Raw genomic sequence first — 12,529 nt, 5'->3', positions numbered from 1 at the left:
CGGGCAGCGGGTGGGTGCGGGTGGGTGCGGCTGTCTCGACCAGTCCGCAGGTGACTCGTTGACACCCACGTTAACACCATTTACGGTTTACGGCGTTCACTTCTGTGGGCCCCTGTCACGGATCTGCGTGGGGAAGACGAGGACGACGATGATCGATCGCTGGGGAGACCTGGTGGGCCGCCGGGCCCTGGCCGTGCTGCTCATCGGGGTGCTGCTCACCCTGGGGGCAGGCGCCTTCGGGGCGGGCGTCTTCGACTCGCTGTCCCAGGGCGGCTTCGACGACAGGTCCTCGGAGTCCGCGCGCGAGCTCGAGGCCGAGCGGGAGGCGTTCGGGAACAAGGGCATCGACGTCGTGGCGATCTACTCCGACGCCGACGGCGGCTCGACCGCCGACGACCCAGCGTTCCGGGTCGCGGTCGAGGACGTCGTCGACGCGATCCCCGCCGACGCCGTCGCCAGCGTCGTGCCCTACTACGCCGCCCCCGACGCCGGCCTGGTCAGCCAGGACGCCAGCCACGCGCAGGTGCTCATCTCCCTGGCCGGCGTGACCCAGGACGACTTCCTCACCAACTACGACCGGGTCGCCCCCGTGCTCGAGGACGTCGAGGGCCTCGACGCCGACCTCGCCGGCGCCTTCGCGGTCTACAACGACGTCAACCAGATCACCTCCGACGACCTCAAGCGCGCGGAGCTGATCTCGCTGCCGATCGTCATCCTGCTGGCGCTGCTCATCTTCGGCTCCGCCGTCGCCGCTCTCATGCCCGCGATGGTCGGCATCGTGGCGATGCTGGGCGCCCTGGCCGTCGTGCGCGTGATCGCCGAGTTCACCGAGGTCTCGGTCTTCTCGGTCAACGTCATCTCGCTGCTGGGCATCGGCCTGGCCATCGACTACGCGCTCTTCGTCATCAGCCGCTTCCGCGAGGAGCTGGCCCTCCAGCCGCTCGACGCGCCCGACGCCGCCGCGGTCGCGATCCGCCGCACCATGGCCACCGCCGGGCGCACCGTGCTCTTCTCCGGCCTCACCGTCGCCGCGGCGATGGCCAGCCTGCTGATCTTCCCGCAGGCCTTCCTCCGCTCCATGGGGTACGGCGGCATCGCGGCCGTCGTGGTGGCCATGCTCGCCGCGCTCACGATCCTCCCGGCGGTGCTGCGCCTGCTCGGCCGGCGGGTGGACGCGGGCCGGCTGCCTTGGCGCCGCGACCGCTCCCTGGCCCCCGGCGAGGGCGGCCGGTGGGCGGCCCTCGCCCACGCCGTGATGCGCCGACCCGTGCTGGTCATGGTCGTCACGATCGCCGCCCTGCTGGCCGTCGCCAGCCCGTTCCTGGGTGCCAAGTGGGGCAGTGTCGACTACCGCGTGCTGCCGACCGACGCCCCCGCCCACGAGGCCGCGGCACTGCTCAACGAGGAGTTCGGTCCCGAGACCTCGACCGCGCAGCTGCTGCTCCAGGGCACCGACCCGACCGACGTGGCGGCGTACGTCGAGGAGGTCCGGGCGGTCCCCGGCGTGCTCGACGTGGTGCCGGTCGCCGAGGAGGGCACCGACACGCTGCTGCGTGCGGTGTGGGAGGGCAACAGCCAGACCGAGGCCGCCCAGGACCTCGTCCGCGACCTGCGTGCGATCGACCCGGCCTCCGGTGAGGCCCTGGTCGGCGGGCTCAGCGCCGACACCGTCGACCTGATCGCCTCGGTCGCCGACCACCTGCCGTGGATGGGCCTGATCGTCGTCGGCGTGATGCTCGTGCTGCTGTTCGTGGCGTTCGGCTCGGTGGTGCTGCCGGTCAAGGCCGTGCTGATGAACCTCTTCTCCATCACCGCCTCCTTCGGCGTGGTGACCTGGATCTTCAGCGACGGCAACCTCGCCGGCTTCCTCGGCTTCGAGCCGCAGGGCTTCCTCGACGCCACCAACCCGATCCTGATGCTGGCGATCCTCTTCGGCCTCTCGATGGACTACGAGGTCTTCCTGCTCTCCCGCGTCCGCGAGGAGTGGGACCGCACCCGCGAAAACGACCGCGCCGTCGCCGCAGGCGTGCAGAAGACCGGGCGCATCATCACCTCGGCCGCGCTCCTGCTCGGTGTGGTGATCGGGGCCTTCGGCACCAGCGGCATCGTCTTCATGAAGATGCTCGGTGTCGGCATGCTCGTGGCGCTGCTCATCGACGCCACCATCGTCCGGGCGCTGCTCGTGCCGGCGACGATGAAGCTGCTGGGCGACTGGAACTGGTACGCCCCCGGGCCGCTCGCCCGCTGGTGGGAGAGGTACGGCTTCCGCGAGGAGGGCCCCGCCGCGCACGTCCCCAACACCCGCGACCCGGGCACGCCCACCGAGGACCGGGTCCCCGAGCCCGTCTGACCCCCGAGGGCCTCGGGACGAAGTTTTAGCGGCCGGCCGCTGAAACTGACGGAGAGCCGCTGAAGAAACAGCGGCCCGCCGTCAGGTCCAGCGGCCGGCCGCTGAAACATGCGCCCGCCGGACTCACTCGGCGGCCCGGCGCCTCGGGAGCGCCGCGAGCACGAGCAGCAGGACCAGTGCGACGCCGGCCGCCACCGCGGTCGAGAGCCACAGGTCCGCGACCAGGGCGTCCCACACCTGCAGGACCAGCTCGCGCTCCTCGCCCCGCGGGGCGCCGGCCTCGACCACCCGTCGGCCCGCCACCAGCGAGACCGCCAGCAGCCCGAGCGCCGGCAGCGCCAGCCCGGCGGCCAGCATCCCCGTGCGCCGCCGGAGCGGGGAGACCACGAGCGCCAGCACCAGCGCCGCCACGGCGAGGAGGGGGACGACGGTGCCGCGCCCCTCCACGGCCTGCCAGACCCGGCGCGCCTCGTCGATCTCGCCGGTCCCCGCGACCGTGAAGCTCGTGGGCGGCACCTCGATGCGGTCGGCCAGGAACGGGGCCGGCAGCTGGTCCAGCACCGCCTCCACGACGGGGGTGATGTCGATCCGCACGTCGCCGCCCTCGCCGACCGGCTGCGACAGCACCTCGACCAGCGAGGTGTGCGCCACCTCGTTGCTCGCCCGCCACAACGGCGGGAACGCCTGGGAGGCCACCACCCGGCGTACGGCCAGGGAGACCGCGTCGCCCAGCGCCTCCTCGGCGACCGAGGGCGCGCCGACCAGGCGCAGCACCGCCACCCGGACCCGCACCGTGACGGCGTCCTGCACGGCCTCGTCGTCGGCCAGCGGGGTCACCGCCTCGAGGTACCCCTCGCGGTCCGCGACGGTCCGGTCCACCCACGAGGTGGCCAGGGCGGCGGGCAGCAGGACGACCGCGACGAGCACGAGCAGGACCGAGAGCACACGACGGAGAGGGCGCACCGGTGCGAGTCTGCCGCAACCCGCCCCCGTCACCGTGCGGGTGGGTGGTTCGACCCCCGGGAAGGGTCGGGATCGGGTCAGGCGCGGGGGGCGACGACGGCGGCGGCGTGCGGGGGGAGGATCAAGGTGTCTGCCGGGGCAGCACCGGCACCGGCACCGGCACCGGCGCCGGCACCGGCGTCGCCCGAGCTGGTGAGGGCCGGGCCGGCAGTCGTGCCGAGCAGCAGCTCGCCCCCGACCAGGGGGCCGGTGAGCGGGACCTGCGCCGCGGCGTCGCCGAGGTTGAGCGCGACGAGGGTGTCGCGCCGCCACAGCAGCACCAGCCGCGAGGCCTCGTCGATCTCGCACCGCACGGAGGCGAAGGAGGGGTCCACCAGCTCCGGCCTCGTACGCCGCAGGGCGGCGAGTGCCCGGTAGAAGTCGAGCACCCGGGCGTGCCGTCCGCCGTCGCGGTCCGGGTCGGCCTCGGACCAGTCGAGCTTCGAGGCGAGGAACGTCTGCGGGTCCTGCGGGTCCGGGACGACGGCCGGGTCCCAGCCCATCTTCTCGAACTCCGCGAGGCGCCCCTCGGCGGTCGCGCGGCCCAGCTCCTCCTCGGGGTGGGAGGTGAAGAAGGCGAACGGTGTGGACGCGGCCCACTCCTCGCCCTGGAAGAGCATCGGCGTGAACGGCCCGGCCATCGTCAGCAGCGCCGCGCACATCAGCTGGTCCTCGTCGAGGACCTCGGTGATCCGGTCGCCGCGGGCGCGGTTGCCGATCTGGTCGTGGTTCTGGCTGGCGACGACGAGCCGCCAGGTCGCGGTGTGCTCGAGGTCGATCGGCACCCCGTGCTCCCGCTCGCGGAACGACGACCACGTGCCGTCGTGGAAGAAGCCCCTCGTCAGCACCTTCTGCAGCGCGGTCAGCGGCTCGAAGTCGGCGTAGTAGCCGGTCGTCTCGCCGGTCAGCGCGACGTGCACCGCGTGGTGGAAGTCGTCGCTCCACTGGGCGGTGAGGCCGTGGCCGCCGGCCTCGCGCGGGCGGAACATCACCGGGTCGTTGAGGTCGGACTCCGCGATGAGCGACAGCGGCCGCCGCTGGTGCGCCGAGAGGGCGTCGACCTCGACCGCCAGCTCCTCCAGCAGGTGCACCGACGAGGAGTCGTGCAGCGCGTGCACGGCGTCGAGCCGCAGCCCGTCGACGTGGTAGTCACGCAGGAACATCAGCGCGTTGTCGAGGATCAGCCGCCGCACCTCTACGGAGCCCTCGCCGTCGAGGTTGACCAGGTCGCCCCAGGTGTTGCGGCCGTCCTTGAGGTAGGGCCCGAAGAGCGGCAGGTAGTTCCCCGAGGGTCCGAGGTGGTTGTGCACGACGTCCTGCACGACCCCCAGACCGCGCGCGTGGCAGGCGTCCACGAACCGCTGGTAGGCCGCCGGCCCGCCGTACGTCTCGCTCACCGCGAACCAGCCGACCCCGTCGTAGCCCCAGTTGTGGGTGCCGTTGAAGGAGTTCACCGGCAGCAGCTCGACCAGGTCGACGCCGATCGAGACGAGGTGGTCCAGCCGCCCGATAGCCGCGTCCAGCGTGCCCTCGGGCGTGAAGGTGCCGAGGTGCAGCTCGTAGAGCACCGAGCCGGCGAGCTGGCGACCGGTCCAGGCCGCGTCGGTCCACGCGAACGCCGCGGCGTCGTAGGTGCGCGACAGCCCGTGCACCCCGTCGGGCTGGCGCCGCGAGCGCGGGTCGGGGCGCGGCGTCGGGTCGTCGTCGAGGAGGAAGCCGTAGTCGACCTCGCCCGCGACCGGGACGTCGGCGCGCCACCAGCCGTCGTCGTCGCGCTCCATCGACAACGTCGCGCCGTCGACGAGCAGCCGGACGCGCTCGGGCCGCGGGGCCCAGACCTCGAAGATCACTCAGTCCTCCTTGACGAGCAGCGCCACGGGGTACGCCGAGAGCAGGGTCTCGAGCGACCCGTTGGTCACCCGGTCGGTCAGCACGTCGCGCCAGGTCCCGTCGGGCAGCTCGAGGGTCGTGTCCCCCCAGCCGCCGCGCGACTGCAGCCCCAGCGGGAGCCGGGTCGCCACCGTGACCGCGCCGCCCCGGTCGAAGGCCAGCACGTGGTCGGCCGCCTCCCCGGTCGCCGGCACCCCGGCGTACGTCGTGAACAGCTCGGGCCGGTCGCGTCGCAGCCTCAGCGCGGTGCTCACCAGGTGCAACTTGGCGGTGCCGGGGTCCTCCAGCCCGCCCACGAGCGCCCCGGGTCCGACAGCCAGCATCGAGCGGCGCAGAATGTGGTCGACCGGGCGACGGTTGTCGGGGTCGACGAGCGACTGCTCCCACAGCTCCGAGCCCTGGTAGACGTCCGGGACACCGGGCATGGTCAGCGCCACGAGCTTCGCCGCCAGGCTGTTGCTCCAGCCGGGGTCGACGGTCCAGGCGAGCACCTCGTGCAGGACGCGCTGCACGTCGTCGCGGTCGAGCGCGGCGTCCACGGCCGCGTGCACCGCGGCCTCGTAGTCCTCGTCGGGCTCGGTCCAGGTCGTGCGCTCGCCGGCCTCGCGCATCGCCTTCATCGCGTAGCCGTGCAGCCGTTCGCGGAAGTCGCCGCCCGGCGCGGGCCCGGTCGAGGCCGGCCAGGCGCCGACGACGGCCTGCCACAGCAGGTTCGCGAAGACCGGGTCGGGCAGCGGCACGAGCTCCAGCAGCCGGTCGAGCGCGGCCGTCCAGCCCCCCGGGGCCTCGGCCAGCACGTGGATGCGGGCGCGGACGTCCTCGCCGCGCTTGGTGTCGTGGGTCGACAGCGTCGTCATCGCGTGCGGCCAGTCGGCCTGGCGTCGGACCATCGCCTCGTGGAAGCCGTCCACGGCCAGCGAGAACACCGACGGGTCACCGCCGACCTCGTTGAGCGAGGTGAGCCGGGAGTAGCGGTAGAACGCGCAGTCCTCCACGCCCTTGGCCATCACCATCCCCGACGTCTGCTGGAACCGCCGCGCCCCGTCGCAGGCCGGGTCGCGCAGCCACGGCTCGAGGACGTCGTACGTCGCCGCGAGGTCGGGCCGCCGGGCGCGGGCGTCCGCGAGCGCGGCGTCGAGGTGCTCCTCCCCGTCGCGCTCGGTGGTGGAGAGGTAGGAGCGGTAGACCGGGAAGCAGGCCAGCAGCTCGGCGACCGCGTCCTCGCCGCGGGCGCGGTCGAGCCGGGGGACGTCGCGGCGCAGGTCGCGCACGATCCGGGCGACCTCGCTGCCGAGCAGGCCGTCGGCCACCTCGCGCTTGAGGTCGTGGACCATCTCGTGGAAGTCGACCGCCTCGCCGTCGGGCAGGCCGCGCAGTCGCGACTCGAGCGCCGTGAGCGGCCCCTCGCCGGCGGGGTCGACCAGGACCCGGTCGACGAGCGCGAGCGCGTCGTAGCCGGTGGTGCCCTCGCAGGCCCACGAGGCCGGCAGGTCCTCGCCGGGCTCCAGGATCTTCTCCACCAGGACGTAGGCGCCGTCGGTGAGCCGGGCCAGGTCGTCGAGGTAGCCCTTCGGGTCGCGCAGGCCGTCGGGGTGGTCGACCCGCAGCCCGTCGACCAGGTCCTCGCGGAACCACCGGCCGATCTCGACGTGGGTGTCGGCGAAGACCTCGTCGACCTCGACCCGCACGGCGGCGAGGGTGTTGACCGCGAAGAACCGGCGGTAGTTGAGGTCGTCGTCGGCGCGGTGCCAGTCGACCAGCTCGTAGTGCTGCCGCGCGTGCACGGCCTGCGGGTCGTCGTCGACGCCGCTCGCGGTGCCGGGCGCCACTGGGAAGGCCTGGTCCCAGTAGTGCAGCTCCAGCCCGCCGCCGCGCTCCGGGTCGCCCTCGACCAGGGTCAGGTGGTCGACGCCGCCGTCGGGCAGCAGGTCGTCGTCGCCGACCACGGGGATCCGCAGCCGCTGGCCGGCGGCGTCCCAGTCGACGTCGAAGGCGGGTGCGTGCTCGGCCTGCCGACCGTGCCGCAGCACGTCCCACCACCACGGGTCCTCGGCCGGCGTCGCGACGCCGACGTGGTTGGGGACGATGTCGACCAGCACGCCGAGCCCGAGCTCTCGGGCCGCCACCGCCACGGCGGCGAGCCCCTCCTCGCCGCCGCGGTCGGGGTCCAGGTGGTCGTGCGCGACGACGTCGTAGCCGTGCGTCGACCCGGGCTCGGCCGCCAGCAGCGGGGAGAGGTAGAGCCAGTCGGCCCCCAGCTCGCGCACGTACGTCGCCAGCCGGGCCACCTCGTGCAGGTCCAGCTCCGAGCTGACCTGGAAGCGGTACGTCGAGGCGGGGACCCTCGCCGGCGTACGCCGCTCGCGACCGCTCACGCCTCCGACCCGTCCTGGGCGCGCTCGGTGTGCGCCTTGAGCGAGGCGTCGACCGACCAGTCGACCTCCGCCTCGGCGGCCGCCCACTCCTGGAGCACCAGCACGCTGCGGCCCGGCACCTTCAGTGCCTCGCCCGCGGCCAGCGGGGTCTCGGGGTCGGTGCCGTCGGCGGTGTCGACGACGGCGGTCCACCGCGCGGCGTACTCCTCCGGCGGCAGCACCAGCTCGAGGTCGGCGTCGTCGGCGTTGAAGTAGAGCAGGAAGTGGTCGTCGGTGATCGGGCCGCCGCGGGCGTCCATGCCGGCGATGCCGTGCCCGTTGAGGTACATCCCCAGCGCGCAGGGGCCCCCCTCCCAGTCGCCGTCCTCCATCGGCCGGCCGTCGGGGTGCAGCCAGACGATGTCGTCGAGCCGCGTGCCGCGGTCCGACCCGTCCTCGCCGCGGGGGACCTCGGAGCCGGTGAAGAAGCGCTTGCGCCGGAACGTCGGGTGCTCCGCGCGCAGCCGCGCGACCGCGGCGGTGAACTCCACGAGCGGGCGGTCCAGCTCGTCCCAGTGCATCCAGGACAGCTCGTTGTCCTGGCAGTAGGTGTTGTTGTTGCCCTGCTGGGTGCGCCCGCCCTCGTCGCCGTGCAGCAGCATCGGGACGCCCTGGGAGAGCAGCAGCGTGGCGATCAGGTTGCGCTGGGTGCGCGCGCGCAGCCGCAGGACGTCGGGGTCGTCGGTGGGGCCCTCGACACCGAAGTTCTGGGAGCGGTTGTGCGACTCGCCGTCGTTGCCGTCCTCGCCGTTGGCGTCGTTGTGCTTCTCGGCGTAGGACACCAGGTCGCGCAGCGTGAAGCCGTCGTGGGCGGTGACGAAGTTGATGCTGGCGAAGGGCCGGCGGCCCGAGTGCTCGTAGAGGTCGGAGGAGCCGGCCAGGCGCGAGGCGAACTCGCCCAGCGACGGCTCGCCGCGCCACACGTCGCGGACGGTGTCGCGGTACTTGCCGTTCCACTCCGTCCACTGCGCCGGGAAGCCGCCGACCTGGTAGCCGCCGGGTCCGACGTCCCAGGGCTCGGCGATGAGCTTCACCTGGGAGACCACCGGGTCCTGCTGCACCATCTCGAAGAAGGTGGCGAGCTTGTCGACGTCGTAGAACTCGCGTGCCAGCGTCGAGGCGAGGTCGAACCGGAAGCCGTCGACGTGCATCTCGGTGACCCAGTAGCGCAGCGAGTCCATGATCAGCTGCAGGGAGTGCGGGTGCCGGACGTTGAGGCTGTTGCCGGTGCCGGTGTAGTCCATGTAGTAGCGCTGGTCGTCCTCGACCAGGCGGTAGTAGGCCTGGTTGTCGATGCCCTTGAACGACAGCGTCGGCCCGAGGTGGTTGCCCTCCGCGGTGTGGTTGTAGACCACGTCGAGGATCACCTCGATCCCGTGGCGGTGCAGCTCCTTGACCATCGCCTTGAACTCCTGGACCTGCTGGCCGCGACCGGCGCCCGCCCCGGTGTCGGCGGAGTCGCGGGCGGCGGCGGAGTAGTCGGCGTGCGGGGCGAAGAAGCCCAGGGTGTTGTAGCCCCAGTAGTTGCGCAGCCCCTTCTCCAGCAGCGTGCTGTCCTGGACGAACTGGTGCACCGGCATCAGCTCGATCGCGGTGATGCCGAGCTTGACCAGGTGCTCCACCACGGCCGGGTGCGCCACCGCGGCGTAGGTGCCGCGCAGCTCCTCGGGCACCTCGGGGTGCAGCATCGTCAGGCCCTTGACGTGCGCCTCGTAGATGACGGTGTCGGTGTAGGGCCGGCGGGGGGCGCGGTCGCCCTCCCAGTCGAAGAACGGGTTGATGACCACGCCGAGGGTCATGTGGGCGGCCGAGTCGTCGTCGTTGCGGGAGTCCTCCTCGCCGAAGACGTAGGAGAAGAGCGCGGGGTCCCAGTCGATCTCGCGCCAGGTTGCCTTGGCGTACGGGTCGAGCAGCAGCTTGTTCGGGTTGCAGCGCAGGCCGGCGTCGGGGTCCCAGGGGCCGTGGACGCGGAAGCCGTAACGCTGGCCGGGCTGCACGTGCGGCAGGTAGCAGTGCCAGACGTAGGCGTCGACCTCGGTGAGCTCGATCCGCGTCTCGACCAGCGGCCCCTCGGGGTGGTCGGGGTCGTCGTCGAAGAGGCAGAGCTCGACCCGCTCTGCGACCTCGCTGAACAACGCGATGTTGGTGCCGCTGCCGTCGAAGGTCGCGCCGAGGGGGTAGGCGGTGCCGGGCCAGATCTCCATGTGACTCCCTGTTCCCTGTTTGGATCGATCTAACCGACCCTCTCCCCCTGTCGCCTCACCCCTCCACGCGTACGCCGCCGCCCGAGCGCGGCCCGCGCGCTGCTGCGGTGGTACCCACCGTTGCGCTCGTCACTCCCCAGCCGGGTTACCTGCGGGTAGCATCAGGTCCCATGAAGCGCGAGATCTACGACGAGGACCACGAGGCGTTCCGCTCCAGCGTGCGGGAGTTCCTGGAGCGTTCGGTCATCCCGAACGTCGAGCAGCACGCCATCGACAAAGCCATCCCCCGCGAGTTCTGGCTCGAGGCCGGCAAGCAGGGGTTCCTGGGTCTCGAGATCCCCGAGGAGTACGGCGGCGCCGGCGCCGGGGACTACCGCTTCAACGCCGTCATGGCCGAGGAGCTCTCCAAGGTCAACGCCGCCCTCGGCTCGTGCTGGGGCATCCACGCCGACATCACCGCGCCGTACATCGTCGCGATGGGCACCGAGGAGCAGAAGCAGCGCTGGCTCCCGGGCGTGGCCTCCGGCGAGATCCTGCTCGCCATCGGCATGACCGAGCCCTCCGGCGGCTCCGACCTCGCCGCGCTCAAGACCTCCGCGGTCAAGGACGGCGACGACTGGGTCATCAACGGCTCCAAGACCTTCATCACCAACGGCTACTCCGCCGACCTCATCATCACCGCGGTGCGCACCGACCCCGAGAAGGGCGCGCGCGGCATCTCGCTCTTCGCGATCCCCTCCGACGCCCCCGGCTTCTCGCGCGGTCGCAAGCTCGACAAGGTCGGCCAGGACGAGTCCGACACCGCCGAGCTCTTCTTCGAGGACGTCCGGCTCTCCGAGGAGCACGTGCTGGGTGAGCTCGGCGGTGGCTTCATCGCGATGATGCAGAAGCTCCCGCAGGAGCGCCTGGGCTGCGCGATCTCCAACGTCGCGCACGCCAAGCAGATCCTCATCGAGACGCTGCAGTACACCAAGGACCGCAAGGCCTTCGGCGCCCCGATCGGCACCTTCCAGCACAACAAGTTCCTGCTGGCCGAGCTGTTCACCTCCATCGAGGTCGCCGAGGCCTACATCGACACCTGCGTCATCGCGCACGACAAGGGCGAGCTGACCCCCGTCGACGCGGCCAAGGCCAAGTGGTGGTCCTCGCAGGTCCAGAACGACGTGCTCGACCACTGCGTCCAGCTGCACGGCGGCTACGGCTTCATGAACGAGTACCGCGTGGCCCGCGCCTGGCGCGACGCCCGCGTCTCGAAGATCTGGGCCGGCTCCAACGAGATCATGAAGGAGCTCATCGGCAGAGACCTGGGTCTCTGAGCGCAGCCTCACCTTCGTTGTCGGCTCGGTGGTCACGGGACAGGATCGTCCTGTGACCACCGAGCCGATCTCGTTCGACCCCGCCGACGTCGACCCGCAGCAGCACGACGACGAGCCGCACGACACCGGCATCCGCTCGCGCCTGAACTGGCTGCGTGCCGGGGTGCTGGGCGCCAACGACGGGATCGTGTCGACCGCCGGCTTGGTGGTCGGTGTCGCCGGCGCGACGACCGACCGCTCGGCGATCCTCATCGCCGGCACCGCCGCCCTGGTGGCCGGTGCGCTGAGCATGGCGGCCGGTGAGTACGTCTCGGTCAGCACCCAGAGCGACTCCGAGAAGGCGCTGCTGGACAAGGAGCGCCGCGAGCTGGTCGAGGAGCCCGAGGAGGAGCTCGCCGAGCTCGCCCAGATCTACGTCGACAAGGGCCTCTCGTCCGCGCTGGCCCAGCAGGTCGCCGTCGAGCTCACCGCCCACGACGCGCTGGCCGCGCACGCCGAGGCGGAGCTGGGCATCGACCCCGGCGAGGTCACCAACGCCTGGCACGCGGCCTGGGCCTCGATGATCTCCTTCTTCCTCGGCGCGCTGCTGCCCCTGCTGACGATCGTGCTCTTCGGCCCCGACCTGCGCGTCCCGGTCACGATGGTCGCGGTCGCCGTGGCCCTCGCGCTCACCGGCTGGGCCAGCGCCAGGCTGGGCTACGGCCCGCCGGGACGCGCGGTGCTGCGCAACGTCGGCGGCGGCGTCTTCGCCATGGTCGTCACGTTCGCGGTGGGATCGGCGCTGGGAGCCGGCATCGCCTGATGAGGGCGTTCGCGGCGTTGGTCCCGCCCCAGCACGCGGTGGACGACCTGGAGGACTTCCTCGAGCCACGCCGGGCGGCCGGCACCTTCCGGTGGTCGGCGCCGGAGCAGTGGCACGTGACGCTGGCCTTCTACGCCGACGTGGCCGAGCACCGGGTCGACGACCTGGTCGAGGCGCTGGCTGCGGCGGCCGCGCGACGGCGTACGACGGCGGCGCGGATCGCAGGCGGCGGCGCCTTCCCGCACGCGGTCGCCGCGAAGGTGCTCTGGGCGGGGCTCGTCGGCGATGACGAGGAGCTCGGCCGCCTCGCCGCGGGCTGCCGCGCCGCGGCCTCCCGCGCCGGCACCCGCGTCGACGGCCAGCCGTTCCGGCCCCACGTGACCCTCGCCCGCATCGGGGCGCCGCAGGAGGTCACCCGCTGGGTCCGTCTCCTCGACACCTACACCGGACCGGAGTGGGCCGCCGACACCGTCACGCTCCTCGCCTCGCACCTCGGTGAGGGGCCCCGCCGCCGCCCACGGTACGAGGTGCTCGCGGAGATCGCGGTCTGA

At 72.5% G+C, this 12,529-nt stretch carries 8 protein-coding genes; 4 read left to right on the top strand and 4 right to left on the bottom strand.

The window, feature by feature from the left end:
- Positions 1–148: 148 nt before the first annotated feature.
- A complete protein-coding gene (locus ACYVID_RS15410) occupies positions 149–2,350 on the top strand; it encodes an MMPL family transporter (RefSeq protein ID WP_460738511.1) in 2,202 nt (733 codons plus the stop codon).
- A 123-nt stretch (positions 2,351–2,473) separates the two neighbouring features.
- Here the strand turns inward: ACYVID_RS15410 and ACYVID_RS15405 are convergent, their stop codons facing one another.
- The 4 genes from ACYVID_RS15405 to glgX form a co-directional block, all read right to left on the bottom strand.
- Positions 2,474–3,313, bottom strand: a complete 840-nt coding sequence (locus ACYVID_RS15405) for a hypothetical protein (protein WP_460738509.1) — start codon at positions 3,311–3,313, stop codon at positions 2,474–2,476.
- 77 nt (positions 3,314–3,390) lie between these two features.
- Complete coding sequence (gene treZ / locus ACYVID_RS15400; protein ID WP_460738507.1) at positions 3,391–5,202, bottom strand: malto-oligosyltrehalose trehalohydrolase; 1,812 nt, start codon at positions 5,200–5,202, stop codon at positions 3,391–3,393.
- Positions 5,203–7,617, bottom strand: coding sequence for a malto-oligosyltrehalose synthase (treY, locus tag ACYVID_RS15395; protein ID WP_460738505.1), 2,415 nt, complete (start codon positions 7,615–7,617; stop codon positions 5,203–5,205).
- The gene (gene glgX, locus ACYVID_RS15390; RefSeq protein ID WP_460738503.1) at positions 7,614–9,860 is read right to left on the bottom strand and encodes a glycogen debranching protein GlgX; all 2,247 of its coding nucleotides are present in this window, start codon (positions 9,858–9,860) and stop codon (positions 7,614–7,616) included. The genes treY and glgX overlap by 4 nt, the downstream gene beginning before the upstream one ends.
- Before the next feature lie 170 nt (positions 9,861–10,030).
- On the opposite strand from glgX, the gene ACYVID_RS15385 reads away from it, so the two are divergent.
- Genes ACYVID_RS15385 through thpR form a run of 3 tightly spaced genes read left to right on the top strand, consistent with a single transcriptional unit; the run spans position 10,031 to position 12,529 of the window.
- Positions 10,031–11,176 (top strand): acyl-CoA dehydrogenase family protein, encoded by a 1,146-nt coding sequence (locus ACYVID_RS15385; RefSeq protein ID WP_300645567.1) that lies wholly within the window; start codon positions 10,031–10,033, stop codon positions 11,174–11,176.
- A 52-nt stretch (positions 11,177–11,228) separates the two neighbouring features.
- Positions 11,229–11,978: a VIT1/CCC1 transporter family protein gene (locus tag ACYVID_RS15380; RefSeq protein ID WP_460738501.1), complete on the top strand. Its 750-nt coding sequence runs from the start codon at positions 11,229–11,231 to the stop codon at positions 11,976–11,978.
- The gene (gene thpR, locus ACYVID_RS15375) at positions 11,978–12,529 is read left to right on the top strand and encodes an RNA 2',3'-cyclic phosphodiesterase (RefSeq protein WP_460738499.1); all 552 of its coding nucleotides are present in this window, start codon (positions 11,978–11,980) and stop codon (positions 12,527–12,529) included. The genes ACYVID_RS15380 and thpR overlap by 1 nt, the downstream gene beginning before the upstream one ends.

It is taken from the genome of Nocardioides ginkgobilobae (assembly GCF_054781275.1).
The sequence above is the reverse complement of the archived record's forward strand: the minus strand, read 5'-3'. Positions and strand labels throughout refer to the sequence as shown.

Bases quoted from the DNA above. Each gene is read 5' to 3' on its own strand.
- ACYVID_RS15410 (WP_460738511.1), top strand. From the start codon at position 149: ATGATCGATCGCTGGGGAGACCTGGTGGGCCGCCGGGCCCTGGCCGTG.
- glgX (WP_460738503.1), bottom strand. From the start codon at position 9,860: ATGGAGATCTGGCCCGGCACCGCCTACCCCCTCGGCGCGACCTTCGAC.
- ACYVID_RS15385 (WP_300645567.1), top strand. From the start codon at position 10,031: ATGAAGCGCGAGATCTACGACGAGGACCACGAGGCGTTCCGCTCCAGC.
- thpR (WP_460738499.1), top strand. From the start codon at position 11,978: ATGAGGGCGTTCGCGGCGTTGGTCCCGCCCCAGCACGCGGTGGACGAC.